Genomic DNA, 17815 nt, shown 5'->3' with positions numbered 1-17815 from the left:
CGCGACCCCCCGGTGCACCGGCCCCGGGTTTCCGGGGCCCGCCCCGCGCCCGCGCACCGCCCCCGGCCGCGGGCACCCCCCCGCGGCCGGTCTCGTTCCGCGGGCTATTGGGTGAGCGGGTGGCCGCACCACTGGTCGCGGTTGGTGGGGTCACGGACGAGGTCGTAGCCGGTGCCGGCGGCGTTCACGCGCATGAAGGTGTAGCAGGTGGCGAGCTGACCGAAGCCCTTCGACAGATCGACGGGGCTCGGCAGCAGGCCCCCACCGTCGTAGGTACTGGCCCGCAGTCTGTCGATGAACTGGGCGCGGGTCGGGCAGGCACCGGCCTTGTCGAGACCGTAGAGAAACAGGTCGGTGAGGATGTAGGTGACCAGCGCCAGTTCCTGACCGGGCGGCTGGACCTCGGGCGCGAAACTGCTCATCGCCCGCAGGAAGGCCTGGTGGGCGGGACCGCCGAGCTCGAACGGCACGTAGCTGATGGCGGCGGTCAGCCCGCTGAGCGTCGGGCCGTATGTCTCCAGCAGCGAGCGGTCGTAGCCGCTGGGCGCGAGCAGGACCTTCACCGGCGCGCCGGCCGCCCGGATTCCGCGGACGACCTCGGCCAGGTCCTCTCCGTCGAAGGCGGCCGTCACCACGTCCACTCCGGCCTTACGCAGTTGCTGGCCCAGTTGGACGGGGTCGGTGAGGGTCGGGTTGTAGACGAACCGGTCAGGCACGGTCGGGATCCCGGCCGCGGCGAGGCTCGCGCCGAGCTTGGCTCCGATGGCGTTCGCGGCCGGGGAGACGTCGTTCTGGATGACCGCCGCCCGGGTGCCCCCCTGGGCTTTCGCGAAAGCACCGAAGGTCGAGACCGGCGGCCCTTCGTCGACCACGTAGGAGTAGGCGAACATGTTGCGGTAGCTCGGGTCCGCCCAGAACGCCTCGGCGGGTATCCCGGTGACCGGGACGCCGTGGTCACGCAGGTAGACGGCGCCCTCGGCGGCGCTGATGGACGCCTCGACGAGGCCGAAGACCTTCTGGTTCTCGACGAGGTCCCGCACGACCTCGAGGTTCTGGGTGGACACGCTGGCGTCGTCCCGCCAGACGTACACCAGCTTCCGGCCATGGATTCCACCCGCCGCGTTCGCCTGCTCGATCCGGGCGACGAACCCGCTCCTGGCGGCGGCCAGCGCGGCCGCGCCAATTCCACTGTCGGGATAGGCGAAGCCCAGCCTGATCGTGTCGCCGACGAATCCGGGTGTGTCGCAGCCGGCGACCGACCCATGCGCACTGTCGCTGGACGCCGTACAGCCGGCCGCCAGCGCCGTGGCCAGGACGGTAAGGAGCGCCGCGCGCCGCACCACACGACCGCGGAACCGCAGCCCGCCCAGGTTCAGGGACAGGCGCGCGGTGGATCGGGCGCGAGGGTTCGAGCCTTTGACGTTGGAGCGAGGAGCCACGTGGTTCTCCGTGTCGGGTTTCTCAGGGATTTGGCAGGGCGCGGGGAAAGGCCGTCGGCGAGGCCGCGGTCGGAGGCTGCTCGGGGGCCGCGCTCCTGGCCGGCGGGCCGGGACGGCCTCGACGAGGCACGGCTCGTGACGGCTTTTAATCCCTGACCAAATAACAACGTTGACGTCAACCTCGACATATGCGAGACCCTAGCGGGCCAGCATGGACCCGCCGACGACGGGATGAACCTCGCCGGCCCCGATCGATCACCAGTGGGAGGTCGTGCCCGCGCGCCGCGGCGGACCTGCGGTCGCTCATGCGCGACCAGGTCACCGGTCCGCACCGACCGCGGCGCTACGGCGCGCGGCCACCTGCCCAGGCCCAGGCGGTCCGGGGAACTGGAGGATCGACCGACCCCCATGCCCGGACGAGCGCGAACATGCTCGGCTCTGGGACCATCACAAAAGTGGTACTGGCCCGACGCCGCGCAGTGGCGGCACGGCACAAGCGATCCGGAAGGCGCGTCCAGCAATGGGACGGTTCTCTCTGCCGCAGGAGCGACCTGGCGGCCTCGACTCCCCCTCGACCGCGCGAGTCATCAAGTACATGGCGAAGGCGCAGGTGCGGGTCTTCACTCTCACGAACGGGCGCGTGGGTAGTAACTGGCGGGTCGGTGCCGGTTTCAGGAGGCCGGTGCCGACTTTGCTGCTGGAGCACGTCGGGCGCACGTCAGGACGGCGGTTCACCACACCACTGCTCTACCTGGACGACGACCCCAACCTCGTCGTGGTCGCCTCCCAGGGCGGCCTCCCGAGGAACCCGCAGTGGTACGCCAACCTGCTCGCCCACCCCGACACCCTCGTCCACCTGCGCAAGCAGCGCGGACGCACCGTGCACGCCCGCGTCGCGACCCCCGCCGAGCGGGCGTCGTTGTGGCCCCGTCTCGTCGGGCTCTACGCCGACTTCGCGAAGTACGCCGTGTGGACCGAACGCGAGATTCCCGTCGTCATCCTGGAACCGCGGAACGACACGTGAGATCGCCGTCCTGAGGGCCAGCCGCTATTGGATCGGTTTGCCGCATGGGTCGGCGACCGGGACCGGCTCGAACCGTTTGCCGTCCGCGCTGACCTTGACGAACGCATAGCAGGTGGGCAGCGTGCGGGCCCTCGAGATGTCCACGGGGGCAGGGAGCAGGCCGCCGCCGTCGAAGCCGCGGAGGCTGTTGAGGCCGGTCGCCAGCGACTCACGGCTCGGGCACTGCCCCGCGGCCTGGACGCCGTCGAGGAACAGGTCGGCAGCCAGCCAGCCCCACAGGGCGGATTCCTGGGTCGGGACCTGGACCTCCGGCGCGTAGGCCGTCATGGCGGTGAGGAAGACCTGCTGCGCCTGGTTCTTGTCCTCGAACGGGCGTGACGCCATGTAGATGGTGGCGCCGGCCATCGCCGGGCCGAGCTTCTGCAGCAGCGCCTGGTCGTAGCCCAGCGGGAGCAGCGCGACCTTGAGATCGACGCCTATGGCGCGCAGCGCGGGCGCCAGGCTCGCGAGCGAGTCCGGGAGGACGACACCGGCGAGCGTGTCGACGTGCGCGTCCTTGATGCGGCTCGCGATCGCCGCGTAGCTGGCGGTCCCGGGAGCGATCTCGATGTTCAGCGGGGTGGCGACGCCCGCCTTGTTGAGACTGACGGCGAGCTGCTGGACGGAGCCCTGGCTGCCCTGGTCCCCCGCGAGGTCCACCATCGCCGCGCGGGTGCCGCCCTGGGCGTGGACGTACTGGCCGAAGACGGTCGACGGGGTGGTGTTCACGAAGAGCCAGGAGAACATGTTGTTATGTGTGAGCCAGACCGAGTCGCTGCCGAGCCCGACAACGGGCAGCCGCTGCTTCGCGAGGTAGTCGGCCGAACCGGCGTCCGTGCCATTCGGGCCTTCGATGAGGCCGAGAATGCCGCCGTTGGCGATCAGATCCTGGGCCTGGGTGAGGTTCGTACCCGCTTCACCCTGGTCGTCGCGCCAGGCATAGGTGATCTTTCGGCCGTTGACGCCGCCGTTCGCGTTGGCCAGTCCGAACCGCGCATCGATGCCCGCACGGAACGCGGGCAGACTCGTTCCGGCCGGTCCTGAGTCGGAGTACAACAGGCCCGCGTTGACCGCTCCCGCGCTGACGCCCGGGGTGGCGGCGCAGGACTGCCGTCCGCCCGCGCCCGCGTCGGCCGAGGCACAGGCGGTCAGCGAGACCGCGCAGCTCACGCCAGTCGCCGCCGCGGCGGACCGTAAGAGGAAGCGACGTAATCGAGGTGTCACTGGATTTGGCTCCGTTGCTGATCGTTCTCGCGCCCTCAGGCGCCGGCGATGGGGGCTGGTCGTACCCCGGCGAGTATTCCGGAGAAACAGGCGGTCAAGATGGCGCCTCAACCCGACTGGGCAGTGAGACGACTGCTCGGCCGGGAGAGGTCCCCACTCCGTCCTGGTTGACCACGTTGACGTCAAGGGTCACCAGGTTCTCGCCGTTCTCCCGCTTCTTCTCGGCCACGACGCCGACGGTGGTGAGGACGTCGTTCTTGTGGTTGACGGCGCGGAACTGCAGGGTGAGCTCACGGATTTCCGCTTCGTCACCTATCCAGGCTCGAAGCGCATTGAGGACGTAGGCCCAGCGCAGGTTGCCCATGCCGAACGCCGCGCCCTGCCCGGCCGCCTTCCCCGCCTCGTCATCCATGTGGATGTAGTAGAACTCCTCGTTGACGGCCGCGAACCGGTTCCAGTTCATGAAGTCCGTCCTGCGCTGGAACGCCGGGATCTCCTGGCCGATCTCGACGTCCTCGAAGTAGACGTTGTACGCCATCTCATCGGTCCTTTTCAGGTCACGGTCGGGTTCAGCTGCCGGCGGTCCAGCCGCCGTCGACGACGATGGTGGATCCGGTGACGTACGAGGCATCGTCGGAGGCGAGGAAGGCGGCGACCGCGGCGACCTCGTCCGGGTGGCCCGGCCGGTCGAGAGCTGACTTCGACGCCGCCTTCGCGACCAGCTCCGGGAAACGCTCCTCGCCCATCAGGGTCATTCCGGTCGGGTAGATGAAGCCGGGGCACAGCGCGTTCACCCGGACGTTCGCGGTGCCCCACTCGCGGGCCGCAGACCGAGTCATGGCGAGAATTCCCGCTTTGGAGGCGCCGTAGGCCCCGGTATGGGGCGAGGAGACGATCGCGCCGACCGAAGACCAGTTGATGACCGACCCGCCACCGCTGGCAACCATGGCCGGGATCGCGTACTTCATACCGAGAAAGACGCTTTTGAGGTTGATCGAGATCAGCTTGTCGAAATCGTCGGGGTCGATGTCGGGGATCGCGGCCTGCGCGAGCCCGGCCACGCCGACCACGTTGCACAGTACGTCGAGGCGGCCGAACCGTCCGACCGACTCCGCCACCAGGTTCGCCACGTCGGGCGCGCTGGTGACGTCGGCGTGGAACGGGGTGATCTTGTCGCTTTCCGCGGCGGTGTCCTTCTCGGCGCCACTGACATCGGCTGCCACGACGAGAGCGCCCTCGCGGGCGAGCCGCAGGGCAGCAGCCCGGCCTTGCCCTACGCCCGCTCCCGTAACGATCGCGACCTTGCCTTCAAGACGGCCTTCAAGACGACCCTCAAGACGTGTCACGGATTCTCCTCAGTCCTGCGACCGGAACGGCTGGCCGCAAACGGACGGCGGCGCGGACCAGACGTCGTCGCCGTCGCCGCGCGGCCCGCGGGTCTGACCGGCCGAGACGATGCTGGGCGATCGCCCGGCGCGGATAAATGTAGTGAACACTCGCTCAGATGACCAGAGGTCCGGACGAGCTGAGCACCGCACCGGACCAGGTGGCCGACCTGCACCAACACGACGAGGCCCGCGGTGGCGATGCTGGCCAGCAGCCGGACGCACGGGCCATGACCACGCCAGCCGGCCGGTCTCAAGATCCGTGATAGCGTCGATAGAGCGACCAGCTCTGATGCGGCGGCGAGCTCTGAAGCTCCGGAACGCGCACTAGTCTTCGATAAGGATCCTCCGCTGTGGCGTCCCGTCCCATCCCGCGGAAAAAGACGAGCCCCGCCGTCGTGGACTACATCCTGGAACAGATCTTCGAGGGACACCTCAAGTCGGGCGACCGCATCGACCTGGACCAGGTCTGCCGCGACCTCGACGTGAGCCGGCTCCCCGTCCGCGAAGCGATCGTGATGCTGGAGCGGGACGGCATCGTCACCTCCACCTACCACCGCGGTGTCTTCGTCGAGCCGTTCGACGCCAAGTCGGTCATCGACGATTTCGAGATCATCGGGCTGCTCAGCGGCGTCGCGGTCCGGCGGCTGGCCGACGAGCAGGACCAGGGGGTGATCGCCGAGCTCGAAGGTCTGGTCGACCAGCTTCGGGCCGCGCCGCCGGGCGACCGGGACCGGACGATCGAGCTCGTCCGCACGATCCTCACCACCGAGCACCGCGCCGGCGGCTCCCGCCGGCTGCGCGCCGAGCTGCGCGCCTTCACCGGATATCTGCCGCTGGTCTTTCGCATCAGCACCAACCGAAGCCACGACGAGACCGTCGAGGCGCACGCCCGTGTCGTGCGCGCCGTCGCCGCGGGCGACGGTGAGAAGGCCGCCCGCTACCGGGTCGACGACTTCCGCGATGCCGGTCAGAAGGTCGTCCAGGAGCTGGCCCGACGCGGCGTGCTCAGCGGCGAGTAGGACCCGGGGCCCCGCCCCGCGCCGGCAGGATGGCGCCTCAGGACGACGAGCCGACCGGCCGGGGTAGCGAGATCACTTCACCCTTCCGTCAGGGCCGAGCAGGCGGACGGGGTCGGTCCCGTCCCAGGCCTCGGACGCGCGCGCGATCTTGCCCAGGTTGGCGAGGAATCCAGGCGTGCTCTCGACGACCTCGGTGTAGAACCCGAAGTCCGCGACCGTGTCGACGAAGGCGACGCGGAACCGGCCGGACAGGCTTTCGGTGACGATCTCGTAGCCCAGCCCTTCGTAGTGGGCCTTCTTCTTGTCGTAGTCGGGCGTCACCGTCGCGAGCTGGTGGAACGTGCTGGTCCCACCACGGCTCCAGTCGCGGAACACGCTGGGCCGGTCGCAGTGCTGCTGGATCAGCTCGATCTGCACCGGGCCAGCCTGCGCGACCGCGACCTGGAGCGTGATCGTCGCCTCCGTGCCGCGGTAGATCGCGTGCTGATCGAAGGCGGGCATGACGTGGAACGGCCCCACGCCGAACACCCGGGCCCAGCTGGCCGCGGCGGCGAGCACGTCGTCGACGAGGAAGCCCTGCTGGAAGAACCGGTACTCGCCTTCGGGCCAGGACTGCTGGAACAGGCGGTGCTCGATCGGGCTCATCGGGTGGCCTCCGGGATCACAAGAACCTCCTGCATGACGGTGGCGACCAGCTGGCCGTCGGCGTCGTGGATCGCTCCACGGACGAGGCCCCGGTTGCCAACGATGGTGACTGCTTCCTGGGTGTGCAGGTGCCACTGGTCGAAACGGGTGGGCCGATGGAACCAGATGGCGTGATCGAGGCTCAGGCCGTTGGAGCGGCCCGGCCCGGCCGCTCCCGGGTGCTGGCGAAAGATCATGTCCATCAGGAGGAAGTCGCTGGCGTAGGTGAGAAGCGCCAGGTGCAGCAGTGGGTCGTCGCCGACGGCGCGCGGCAGGCGCATCCAGTGCGACCGGGCGGCGCTCGCCGCCATGCCGGCCCGCGGCCCGCCGAGGAAGGAGGGCGCCTCGGCCAGGCGGAACTCGATCGGCGGTGGCCGCTCGATCCAGTGGCGTCCGTACCGCCGAAGATCGACCGGCAGCTCGGCGGCCCACTGCTGCAGCCCCGGCAGCTCGTCCGGCGGTGGCGCAGCGGGGGCAGGCGCGGTCGAAGCGGGGACGGTCGCGCCGGGTTCGGGGGTGCCGCCGTGGAACGCGGCGATGGCGACGAGCAGTGGCTTGCCGTCCTCGGTCACGGTGACCTGCCGGGTCGCCATCGAGCGTCCGTCACGTACCCGGTCGGTGACCAGTTCCAGCGGTCGGCCGGGGGTTCCGGCGCGAACGAAGGCGGCGTGCAGCGAGTGCGGGGCCTTCCCAGGCACCGAGCGGCCGGCGGCGATGAGCGCCTGGGCGAGCAGTTGGCCGCCGTAGACCCGTCCTGACGTGCTGACGGTGTCGGGTGGCACCTGAGAACGATCCTCGGCGAGCTGTTCCGGTTCGAGGGCCCTTAGGAGACCATCGAGCGCGTCGAGCATCGCGTCGAGATGGGGCTGCACGGGCGAGTTCACCCGGCTAGTCTAGGCCACCATGGATCAAAGATCAGAGATCCTTCGAAGGGGTGGTCCGGGGTGCTGACCGGCGAGAAGATCCTCATCACCGGGCCGACCGGCCGGATCGCCTTCGGCCTCGCTGAGACGCTGGCGGCGGACAACGAGGTCTGGGGAATCGCCCGTTTCGGTGATCCAGCAGCGCGCGCCGAGGTCGAGGCGCTGGGCGTGACGACCCGCGCCGTGGACCTGGGCGACGGGGACTTCGGTGATCTCCCGTCTGACTTCACCTACCTGCTACACATCGCGGCCGACTTCGGGAACGACTACGAGCGCGCGCTGCGGGTCAACGGCGAGGGAACGGGTCTCCTGCTGGCGCACTGCCGCACCGCGAAGGCGGCCCTGGTGATGTCGACGCTGACCGTCTACAAGCCGCACCCGGATCCGTGGCACCCCTTCCGGGAGGACGACCCGCTGGGCGACGCCGGCCTGCCCGAGCCGAGGCCGTACTCGATCGGCAAGATCGCCCAGGAGGCTGTCGCCCGGTACTGCGCCCGGGCGTTCGACCTGCCGGTCACCATCGCCCGGATGGGCAGCGCCTACGGTGCCCGCGGCGGGCTGCCCGCGTCCTACCTGCACGCGATCGCCGCCGGCCGGCCGGTCACCGCCCGTTGGGACCCGCTCCCCTACAGCCCGATCCACTACGACGACATCAACGCCCAGTGCGAGGCGCTCCTCGACGTCGCCAGCACGCCGGCACGGATCGTGAACTGGTGCGGCGACGTGCCGGTCACCGTCCAGCAGTGGTCGGCGTACTTCGGCGAGCTGCTCGGAGTCGAGGCCACGGTCGCCGTCGAGCCCGTGCCCGGGGCGTCGCTCGGATCGGTCGGTGACCACACCACGCGGTCAGCCATCACCGGGCCCTGCCGGGTCGACTGGCGCGACGGCTTCCGCCGGATGGCCGCCCACTTCTATCCCGACCGTGTGAACCCGAGCGTGTGAAGGCGAGCTGATCCGATGCGGCGCTATCCGTCCGCCAGCCAGTTACTCGACGAGGCCGCCGAGCAGACCGGGCTGGCCGACTTCGGCCCCGGCGACTTCCGCGACGGCCTCGCCGTGCTGCTCGACAGCCTCGAACACGACGGCGACCTGGACCCGGGCACCGACGCGGCCGTGATCGGTGACTTCCGCCGTCGCCTCGTCAACCGCCTCAAGGTCGAGGCCTGGTACGGCGAGCATCCGGAGGTCGCCGAGGTCCCGGTCCGCGGGCCCGTCGACATCAACGGCCTCCCCCGTACCGGCACCACGGCGCTGGCCGACATGCTGTCCCTCGACCCGCGGTTCCGTTGCCTCCGGGGCTGGGAGCAGGCCGAACCCTGCCCGCCGCCGACGCTGGACGACGAGGCGAACGACCCCCGACGGCTCGAGTTCATCGCCGTCCAGGAGCGCCGGTCGCCGGAGAGCAGGGCGAAACACCTCGTCGAGGTCGATGCCACGATGGAGGACACCGAGTTGCTCGGCATGGCCTTCCACGGCCAGCAGATGACCCTACCGGTGCCCGGCTACCGCGAGTGGTGGCGTGGGGCCGACCTCACCGAGACGTACCGGTACCACCGCCGGGTGGTGCAGTTGCTCGGGTCGCGGCGCGCGCCGGACCTCTGGCTGTTCAAGGCGCCGCACCACAAGTTCCACCTCGCCCCGCTCGCCGCCGCCTACCCGGACATGCGGTTCGTCATGACCCACCGCGACCCGGCGAAGGTCGTGCCCTCGTACACCAGCCTCGTCTCGACCATCCTCCCGCCGGCCGCCGGCGAACGGGACCTGCGCGCACTCGGCCGTGAGATCAGCGACCACCTGCGAATCGGCATGGAAAACGCCATCGGCGCCCGCGCGAAAATCGGCGAGGACCGGTTCCTCGACGTCCACCACCGCGATCTCGTCTCCGACCCGAAACACACGATCCGGCAGATCTACGCCTGGCTCGGCTACGAGCTCACCCCCGACGTCGAACAGGCGATCCTCGACTGGCAGCAGGCCAACCGCATGGGTGCCGCCGGCACCCACCGCTACACCGCCGAACAGTTCGGCCTCAGCACCGCCCAGATCCGCGCCGACTACGACTTCTACATCCGGCACTTCGACGTAGCCGTGGAGGGCTGACGCGATGACCGCGCTTCCAACCTGGACCGACCAGATGCGTGCGCTCGAAGGCGTGGCGGAAAACCTGATAGCCACCTGGCGGCCGGACGGCGCGACCGAGGCCGAGACGCAGGACATGAACAAGCTCGCCCTGTCGATCCTCGCCGACGGGTACCTGTGTCACGTCTACACCGACGCCCGCCGGCCCGTGTTCATGCCCTTGTGGAACTTCGCCTGCAACCAGGGTGGGCCCAACCCGGACTACGTCTATCTGACGACCGAGGTCGACCCGGCCGGCGTCTACGAGATCTCGGGCTTCCGCGGCACGACCCGGTTCGTCGAGATCACGCAGCAGGAATCGGAGATGACCAGCCCGAAGCATTTCGAGCGCCGGACCGGTCCCCCGCTGCGGGTCACCAACGACCTCGACGAGCTCACCACCGGCGCCGACGGGTCGTTCCGCGTCACGCTCAGCGCGCGGCGCCCGGACGGCCACAGCGGAGACTGGTGGCCGCTCGACCCCCGCACGCGCAAGCTCCTCATGCGCAAATGCGCCTGCGACTGGACGCAGGAGGTCGATGCCCGGGTCGCGATCAACCGCCTGGACGACCACGGCGCGGACATGACACCGACCGAGAGCGCCGGCCGGTTCTCGGACATGGCGGACTGGATCGACGGGATGATCCGGTTCGACATGCAGCTCGTCCGGTACTACCGGGAGCACCACGGCATCAACGTCCTGCTGCGCTCCCAGTGGATCGAGGACGCCGGCGGCCTGGCGAAACAGGCCTACTACGACGGAATCCACCAGATCGCCGACGACGAGGCGCTGATCGTCGAGTTCCCCGTCCCGACCGAATGCCACTACTGGCAGATCCTCGTCGCCGACGACCGGTTCTCCACCGTCGACTGGGTGAACCGCCAGTCGAGCCTCAACGACTTCCAGGCCCGCGTCGACCCCGACGGCTGGTTCCGCGCCGTCGTCTCCAGGCAGGACCCCGGCGTGCACAACTGGCTCGACAAGGCCGACTTCCCGTGGGGAATCCTCCAGGCCCGTTTCTACCGGGCCAACGAATACCCCAAGGCGACGGTGACCAAGGTGCCCGTCGCGGACGTGCTCATGCACCTGCCGTCGGACACCGTCGTGGTCACCCCCGCCGAGCGGGCCCAACAGCTGCGAACCCGCCGTGAGGGCGCCCAACTACGCCGCATCTGGTGACGGTGGCCGCCCGCGCGGCCCGACTCAGAGTTTGACGTGATGACTACGTCATCATATCATCCATGCATGCTCTACCCCACGCCACCCCAGACGCCTGCCGATGATCGGGTGCTCGCCGAGATCGACGTCATGCGGCAGGCGCTGCGGCACCAGATGCAGACCACGCCGTCGAAATGGACCGCCGGGCTCCGGAAGTTCCTGACCGCCGACGCGGTCGCGGCGTCGAACTCGATCGAGGGCTTCAAGGTATCCACGATCGACGTCGAGGATCTGATGGACGGCGAGCGGGATGTGGAGGTCTCCGAGGAAAATCGCGACGAGACGCTCGCCTACGAACGAATGATGACCTATATCCAGACGCTCCATGATGCCCAGGACTTCAGCTACAGCAAGGGCCTGTTCAACGCTCTGCACTGGATGTTGCAAGGCCACCGGCACACCGCGCGCAGGCCAGCCGGGCAATGGCGCCGGGGCCCCGTCTATGTCACGGACGCCCGCGACCCCAGCATCGCGGCCTACACCGCCCCAGACGTCGATGCCGTCCCCGCACTGATGAAGGAACTCGTCGACTGGCTCGACACCGAAGACGACACCCATCCGCTGGTACGGGCCGCCATGGCGCACCTGCACCTTGTGTCCATCCATCCCTGGGCCGACGGGAACGGCCGAATGTCCCGCTCACTGCAGACACTCATGATCGCCCGCGAAGGTGTCCTCGCCCCGGAGTTCTCGTCCATCGAGGCCTGGCTTGGCCGTCCCGGCAACACCTGGGAGTACTACCGGGAACTCGCCGGACGGGGCCCGAACTATGTACCCGACCAGGACGTCGCCAGTTGGATCCGCTTCAATCTGACCGCCTACCATCAGCAGGCCCAGACCGTTCAAGGCCGGCTCGACCGGTCCGGGCGGGTGTGGGGGGCGTTGTCGGAGTTCGCCGCTGCCACCGGCCTGGACGAACGAGTGGTGACCGCCCTCCACGACGTGGCCATGGCCGGGCGCGTCCGCCGCTCACGCTACGAGGACGCCGAGGGCCTGAGCCTGCAGCAGGCACAACGCGATCTCCGTGACCTCACGACCGCTCAGGTCCTGGTGCCGGTCGGCCGAACCCGGGCCCGCTACTACACGGCGGGCCCCCGCTTCCCTCAGCCGGCTCTCGACCTCGCGGGTACCCCGATGACTCTGCGGGATCCCTACTCCAGCTGACCGCGCCGTCAGGCGCTCGGCCGGGGCCGGCCGTGAGGACGGCGGCCACGATCGCGGCGACCGCTCCGACGACGAAGGGTGCCCTGCCGCCCGCGAGCCTGGTGACCACGCCGGCCACGGCCGCGCCCGCGGCCAACCCGCCGACGAGCACGACGGCGAGCCACGACATCACCCGGCCCATGAACGCCGGTTCTGCCGTCTGCAGGATGGCCACGGTCGCGGCGATGAACACCGACCAGGTCAGACCGACACCGGCCAGCGCGGCCAGCGCGACGCCAAGATTGGGCGCGGCCGCGGTGAGCGCCATCGACGCCGCCATGCCGGCCGCCGCGCCGACCAGCGCCCGGCCGCCGGAGTAGGTCGCGGACAGCACGGATCCAACGAGCCCACCCGCCGTGACCACCGTGAACGCGATGCCGACGACGCCCGCGCCGACGCCGAACACGGTTCGCACCAGGATCGGGACCGACACCTGGACGGTGAAGCCAAGCGTGGCCAGCACGGCCAGGGCGACCAACGGCGTGCGCAGCCGGGGCGTGTGGCGAAGGTAGGCGAGCCCGTCGCGCAGCTGCCGAGGTGCCCGTGCGATTCGCGGCGAGGCGCCGGCCCGGATGGTGGCGAGGACCGCGAGGTCGAAGGCGAACGTCGCGGCGTTGACGGCGAAGGCCGTCGTGACTCCGGCCGCGGCGACCAGCGCGGCGCCGAGGGCCGAGCCGGCGGTCATCCCGGACAGCAGCACCATGCCGCTCAGTGCCGACGCGCTGGCCGAGCGGTCCGGGGTGACCAGCATCGGCACGAGCGCCCGCCGGGCCGGCGTGTCCAGTGCGTTGAGCACGCCCCAGCAGCACGCGAGGACACCGATGACCGCGAGCGTGAGGTGCCCGGTGGCGGAGGCCAGCGCATACGCCGCGGCGACGACCCCCAGGCCGGCCTCGGCGAACATCAGGATCCGCTCGCGGTCATGCCGGTCGGTCACGGCGCCGAACCACGGACCGAGCACCAGGCTCGGCGTGAACTGCGCGGCGACCACCCAGCCCAGGGCCGCCGGATCGCGGTCGACCACGGCCCACGACAACGCGACGACCTGCGCCCAGGATCCGGTCACCGACGGCACCTGGCCGATCAGGTAGCGCCGGAAGCCCGGCGAGCGCAGGGCCCCGAGAGGCGACGCGGCGCTCGGCGCGCCACGGGTCCGAGCGATCCGGGCGGTTCGGCTCACAGCAACGTCACCGCGGCGGCGACCGCGAGGGCCACGCCGAACAGGTAGGTGCCCAGGGCGCCGACCAGCCGGGACCGGGTCGGGATCGACCAGTTCGGCGTGGTCAGCATGCCGAACACGTGAGCGAGTCGGGCGGCGGTGGCGCCGATGATCAGCGGGATCGCCACGGCGGCTGGGCTGCGTGCCCCCACGAGCAGGAACAGGACCATGAGCGTCGGGACGTACTCGGCCGCGTTGCCGTGCGCGCGGACCGCGACGAACAGCCGGTCGGTGGGATCGGTCGGCTGCTGGGCGCCGCCGGCCTTGCCGACGATCCCGCGCAGGCGCGACACGTTGAAGCCGAGGCCGAAGACGAGCGCGCCGAGAATGGCGGCGCAGCTGATGGCGATGGTCATGCGCTTCTCTCCAGGGTCGGCGCGGGCAGGACACTGTCCAGAAGGTCCGCGCAGAGGGTCCAGCCGAGCAGGGCGTCGGCCTTGCGCAACGCGCCCACGCTGGTCACGTTGACTTCGATGAGGTGGGGGCCGATGACGTCGAGCCCGGCGAGGTGGATGCCGTTGGCACGCAGCAATGGGGCGAGCCGCGCGCAGATCTCGCGGTCGCGTTTCGTGATCGGCGCCTCCGCGGTCGCGTCACCGATCCGGAAGTCGCCGGCAGCCGGGTACCGGTAGACGGCGCCTACCGGCTCGCCGGCGAAGACGAAGACGCGCTTGTTCCCGGCGGCGACCTCACGCAGGAACCGCTGCACCATGACGGCGCGAGTTCCACCGGCCGTGGCGAGTTCGAGGAGTGAGGCGAGATTGGGGTCGTGCCGGTCCAGTCGGAGGACTCCGCGGCCGCCGAAGCCGTCGACGGGTTTCATCACCGCTGTGCCGTGCTGCGTCAGGAAGTCACGGATGGTGTCGCCATCGGCGGTGACGACGGTTGGCGGTATCAGGTCGTCGAAATGCAGCGTCAGAAGATGCTCGCTGCAGGCGCGCAGCCCGCGAGGGTCATTGACGAGGGCCGTACGGGCGGGCACCAGCAGGTCGAGGATCAGCGTCGCGGTGATGTAGGTCGCGTCCAGCGGCGGTTCGGTGCGCATGAACAGGGCGTCCATGTCGTCGAGCCACACGATGGTCGGCGCCGACGCGGTGAACCAGGCGTCGGCCACGGCCCAGCGGCAGCCACCGGCCGGGTGGGTCGGCGCGAGCCGCACCCGGCGGGCCTGGGCCCGGGCCCGGCCGTTGACCGCCTCCAGGCGGACGGCCTCGGTGGCCCACACCTCGGCGCCGCGGTCCTGCGCGGCGTGCATCAGGCCGACCGTGGTGTCGACCGTGGCGTCCAGCGACTCCAGCGGGTCCGCTACGAATGCGATCTTCATGGAACGGGTACGCGATGCGTTGTGGTCACGGGCCCACGATCGCGTCGCCCGCCCCTGGTCACATCCGTGCCAGCACGCAACCAGGGCACGCAATCCGGCCGCACCCGACGCCGGAGGAGAAGCACTCGTGACGAGTTGGCACCCGCGATAATGCCCTGGTGGCAGCCGATGACCGATTCGTCGGGCGGCAGGACGAACTCGCCCTGCTGCGTCGGCGGCTGGCCGATGCTCGGGCCGGATCCGGCGGTGTGGTCATGGTCAGCGGCCCGGCGGGCATCGGCAAGACCCGGCTGATCGAGGAACTCGTGGCCGAGGCCGCCGCGACGCCGGTCGGGTGGGGCAGCGCGGTCGCGGACCTGGGTGCGCCGGCGCTTTGGCCGTGGACCCGTGCGCTTCGCGGCCTGCCCGGGCCCCGTGACGCGCTGTCAGCGGTTGTCGCGGGTGACGCGCAACGGGAGCACGGCAGCGCTCAGGACGCGGCAGCGACCACCTTCACCGCCGACACCCAGGTCATCGACGCGCTAGCGACGGCCGCGACGGCCGGGCTGGTGATCGTCCTGGACGACCTGCACTGGGCCGACCGGGCGACGCTACGGCTGCTCGCCCGCATCGCCACCGAGGTGCGGCGCCTGCCGGTTCTCGTGGTCGGCGCCCACCGGAGCGCGCTCGCCGGCGCGTTGGACGCGCTACCGCGACACGGTGCCACCGACGACGTGCACCTCGGGCCGCTGGCGCCCGCCGAGGCCGGTGCCTACCTGGCGTCGGCGGTGGCGCTGGCCGATCCACGCGCGGTGCGCAAGGCCGTCGAACTGTCCGGCGGCAACCCCCTCTACCTGCGCACGCTCAGTCGGGTCGCGGCCGGGCCGCTGCGCGGCGACGGCGGTTGGGCGGCCACGGTCGGCGAGGCAGCCGAGTTCCGCGGCCTCGTCACGGCCGCGATGTGCTCGGCCGGGCCGGTCGCGGCCGACGCCGTGGAGGCGCTCAGCGTGCTCGGCGCCGAGGCCGACCCGGGCCTGCTCGGCGGCCTGATCGGGGTCGATGCCGGTGTCGCAGCGCAACGGCTGCTCCCAGCCGTGCCGACCGGCCTGGTAGAGGTGGCACCGGTCGCCGGCGCACCGGTCAGGTTCGCGCACTCGCTGGTCCACGATGCCGTCTACGCCTCGCTCGCCCCGCAGCGCCGGCTCACGCTCCACCGCTCGGCCGCGGAACTGCTGGAGCCCCTCGCCCGTGGCCGCGACGAGTGGGCCGGTGCCGTCGCCCGGCACTGGGCCCGTGCCGACGAGCCGAGCCGGGCCGCCGGCTGGGCCGTGCGGGCCGCCGACGCCGCCCGGGCTGCGGGCGCCTACGACGAAGCGGCGTCATACCTGGAATCCGCCCTCGACGCGGCCGACCGGGCACCGGCGGACTGCGGCGTCGACACCACCGAGGTGCTGCTTGACCTGGCCCGCGCGCAGTACCTCGGCGGCCACATCACAGCTGCTCTCGCCAGCTGCGAACGCGCGGCCACCCGCGGAGAACGGTCCGGCCGGGCCGAGGTGGTGGCCCGCGCCGCGATCACCGTGCAGGGCATCGGCCATCCCGACACCAACGCCCAGGTCGAGGCCCTCTGCCGCCGCGCCCTCGCCGTCGGCGCCACGGGCACCGCGGTGCTGCGTTCCCGGATCCAGGCCGCACTGGCCTGTGCGCTGATCGAGCTCGGCCACGTGGACGAGGCGGCCCGATGGTCGGCGCAGGCCCTGGTCGAGGCTGAGGCCACCGGTGACACCGACGCCGAGCTGGACGCGATCCACGCCCGGGTGATGGTCGCCTGGCGGCCCGAGCAGGAGGGCGAGGTGTACGCGCTCGGTGGCCGGGCCATCGAACTCGCCGGTCCGACCGAACGCCCACTCGCCCGCCTGTGGGCGCACGCCTGGCGGTCCGACTGCGCGGTCCACCGGGCGGACCTGGCCGCGGCGCGCGTCGAGGTGGAGGCGATGCGGGCCCTCGCCGCGCAGACCGGGCTTCCGTTGGTGCGCTGGCACCTGCTGCGCCGCCAGGCCTCCTTCGCCGCTCTCGCCGGGGACTTCGACGGCTGCCGCCGGCTGGGAGGCGAGGCCTTCGAGCTGGCCGTCACCTGGCACGACACCTCAGCCCACTACATCCATCTCGGCCAGACTGTGGGCCTGGCCATGGTGCGCGGCGACCGGACCGACCTCGCCGCCGGTTGGGAACTGCACCTCGCCGACGTCCACAGCCTCCCGCCGGTCGCCCGCGCGCTCCTCGCCGCGGCGCTGTACCTCGCGGGTCGCGGCGCCGAGTCCTTCGAGCTCTACGAGCCGCTGCTGCCGGCGCTGCTCGCCGCCCGCACCGCGCAGGACGCCGCGTCCCTGACCTACCTGGCGTTCCTGGCAACCGAGTTCGGCGACGGCGCCGGCTGCGTCAAGGTCCGTGACTGGATGACGGCCACGCTCACCACCGCGCCGGCGGTCGGCGCGGGGTCGGTGTTCTACTACGGCGCCACCGCGCGCGTGCTCGGCCAGCTGGAACTCGGTGCCGGCCGGCCGGACGCGGCGATCCCGCTCCTTGAAGACGGAATCCGGGTCGACACCCGACTGGGTGCGCGTCCGTTCGTGGTCCACGGTCGCCTGGCCCTGGCGCGCGCCCTCACCGCCACCGGAGCGATCCGGCCAGCCGCCGAGCTGGCCCGGCAGTCCGCCGCCGACGCACGCCGACTCGACCTGCCGGGACCCCTCCGGGCGGCCGACGCTCTGATCGCCGACGCCGCCGCGCTGGCACGCGCCACCGATCCGCTCTCCGACCGCGAGAACGAGGTCCTGGCGCTGGTCGCGCAGGCGATGTCCAACCGGGACATCGCCCGTGCGCTGGTGCTGTCCGAACGGACCGTCGAGAGCCATATGCGCCGAATCCTCGCCAAGACCGGCTGCGCCAACCGCGTCGAACTCGCGCAGTGGCGCGAACGACGTCGATCATGACGTCGCGACCCGAGGAACCA

At 70.9% G+C, this 17815-nt stretch carries 16 protein-coding genes and 1 pseudogene; 8 read left to right on the top strand and 9 right to left on the bottom strand.

Going from position 1 to position 17815, the window contains the following annotated elements:
• Positions 1 to 104: 104 nt before the first annotated feature.
• Positions 105 to 1439: an ABC transporter substrate-binding protein gene (locus tag I6A60_RS15880; RefSeq protein WP_203023141.1), complete on the bottom strand. Its 1335-nt coding sequence runs from the start codon at positions 1437 to 1439 to the stop codon at positions 105 to 107.
• A gap of 520 nt (positions 1440 to 1959) precedes the next feature.
• Here I6A60_RS15880 and I6A60_RS15875 point away from each other — a divergent pair.
• Positions 1960 to 2463: a nitroreductase family deazaflavin-dependent oxidoreductase gene (locus tag I6A60_RS15875; RefSeq protein WP_203023140.1), complete on the top strand. Its 504-nt coding sequence runs from the start codon at positions 1960 to 1962 to the stop codon at positions 2461 to 2463.
• Between the two features lie 24 nt (positions 2464 to 2487).
• Here I6A60_RS15875 and I6A60_RS15870 read toward each other — a convergent pair whose 3' ends face one another.
• The 3 genes from I6A60_RS15870 to I6A60_RS15860 form a co-directional block, all read right to left on the bottom strand.
• The gene (locus I6A60_RS15870; RefSeq protein WP_203023139.1) at positions 2488 to 3672 is read right to left on the bottom strand and encodes an ABC transporter substrate-binding protein; all 1185 of its coding nucleotides are present in this window, start codon (positions 3670 to 3672) and stop codon (positions 2488 to 2490) included.
• 148 nt (positions 3673 to 3820) lie between these two features.
• Positions 3821 to 4264 (bottom strand): MaoC/PaaZ C-terminal domain-containing protein, encoded by a 444-nt coding sequence (locus I6A60_RS15865; RefSeq protein WP_203023138.1) that lies wholly within the window; start codon positions 4262 to 4264, stop codon positions 3821 to 3823.
• A gap of 31 nt (positions 4265 to 4295) precedes the next feature.
• Positions 4296 to 5072 carry an SDR family NAD(P)-dependent oxidoreductase gene (locus tag I6A60_RS15860; RefSeq protein ID WP_203023137.1) on the bottom strand — a complete coding sequence of 259 codons (777 nt, stop codon included), beginning with the start codon at positions 5070 to 5072 and terminating at the stop codon, positions 4296 to 4298.
• A 158-nt stretch (positions 5073 to 5230) separates the two neighbouring features.
• Here I6A60_RS15860 and I6A60_RS15855 point away from each other — a divergent pair, with 158 nt between their 5' ends.
• Positions 5231 to 5377: a hypothetical protein gene (locus I6A60_RS15855; RefSeq protein WP_203023136.1), complete on the top strand. Its 147-nt coding sequence runs from the start codon at positions 5231 to 5233 to the stop codon at positions 5375 to 5377.
• Between the two features lie 87 nt (positions 5378 to 5464).
• Positions 5465 to 6133: a GntR family transcriptional regulator gene (locus I6A60_RS15850; protein WP_203023135.1), complete on the top strand. Its 669-nt coding sequence runs from the start codon at positions 5465 to 5467 to the stop codon at positions 6131 to 6133.
• A gap of 72 nt (positions 6134 to 6205) precedes the next feature.
• Here I6A60_RS15850 and I6A60_RS15845 read toward each other — a convergent pair whose 3' ends face one another.
• Positions 6206 to 6778: a VOC family protein gene (locus I6A60_RS15845; RefSeq protein ID WP_203023134.1), complete on the bottom strand. Its 573-nt coding sequence runs from the start codon at positions 6776 to 6778 to the stop codon at positions 6206 to 6208.
• A complete protein-coding gene (locus I6A60_RS15840; RefSeq protein WP_307873702.1) occupies positions 6775 to 7701 on the bottom strand; it encodes an acyl-CoA thioesterase domain-containing protein in 927 nt (308 codons plus the stop codon). The genes I6A60_RS15845 and I6A60_RS15840 overlap by 4 nt, the downstream gene beginning before the upstream one ends.
• A gap of 60 nt (positions 7702 to 7761) precedes the next feature.
• On the opposite strand from I6A60_RS15840, the gene I6A60_RS15835 reads away from it, so the two are divergent.
• From I6A60_RS15835 to I6A60_RS41670, 4 genes are all read left to right on the top strand, one after another.
• Positions 7762 to 8682 (top strand): NAD(P)-dependent oxidoreductase, encoded by a 921-nt coding sequence (locus I6A60_RS15835; RefSeq protein WP_203023133.1) that lies wholly within the window; start codon positions 7762 to 7764, stop codon positions 8680 to 8682.
• A gap of 15 nt (positions 8683 to 8697) precedes the next feature.
• Positions 8698 to 9840: a sulfotransferase gene (locus I6A60_RS15830; RefSeq protein ID WP_203023132.1), complete on the top strand. Its 1143-nt coding sequence runs from the start codon at positions 8698 to 8700 to the stop codon at positions 9838 to 9840.
• Positions 9841 to 9844: 4 nt separating this feature from the next.
• Positions 9845 to 11038: a DUF1214 domain-containing protein gene (locus I6A60_RS15825; RefSeq protein WP_203023131.1), complete on the top strand. Its 1194-nt coding sequence runs from the start codon at positions 9845 to 9847 to the stop codon at positions 11036 to 11038.
• 66 nt (positions 11039 to 11104) lie between these two features.
• Positions 11105 to 12241, top strand: a complete 1137-nt coding sequence (locus I6A60_RS41670) for a Fic family protein (RefSeq protein ID WP_238435518.1) — start codon at positions 11105 to 11107, stop codon at positions 12239 to 12241.
• Positions 12242 to 12287: 46 nt separating this feature from the next.
• On the opposite strand, the pseudogene I6A60_RS15820 reads toward I6A60_RS41670, so the two are convergent.
• The 3 genes and pseudogenes from I6A60_RS15820 to gshB form a co-directional block, all read right to left on the bottom strand.
• A pseudogene (locus I6A60_RS15820) lies at positions 12288 to 13460 on the bottom strand (MFS transporter); the annotation flags it as partial.
• Entirely contained in the window at positions 13457 to 13855 is a 399-nt protein-coding gene (locus I6A60_RS15815) for an MAPEG family protein (RefSeq protein ID WP_203023129.1), read from the bottom strand. The gene I6A60_RS15815 and the pseudogene I6A60_RS15820, both read right to left, overlap by 4 nt.
• Complete coding sequence (gshB, locus tag I6A60_RS15810; RefSeq protein WP_203023128.1) at positions 13852 to 14823, bottom strand: glutathione synthase; 972 nt, start codon at positions 14821 to 14823, stop codon at positions 13852 to 13854. Before gshB ends, I6A60_RS15815 begins: the two co-directional genes overlap by 4 nt.
• Positions 14824 to 14981: 158 nt before the next feature.
• Between gshB and I6A60_RS43120 the strand changes: the two genes are divergently transcribed.
• Positions 14982 to 17795: a LuxR family transcriptional regulator gene (locus I6A60_RS43120; RefSeq protein WP_203042262.1), complete on the top strand. Its 2814-nt coding sequence runs from the start codon at positions 14982 to 14984 to the stop codon at positions 17793 to 17795.
• The last annotated feature ends 20 nt before the right edge of the window (positions 17796 to 17815 follow it).

The organism is Frankia sp. AgB1.9, from assembly GCF_016786355.1.
Lineage (GTDB): Bacteria > Actinomycetota > Actinomycetes > Frankiales > Frankiaceae > Pseudofrankia.
The sequence above is the reverse complement of the archived record's forward strand: the minus strand, read 5'-3'. Positions and strand labels throughout refer to the sequence as shown.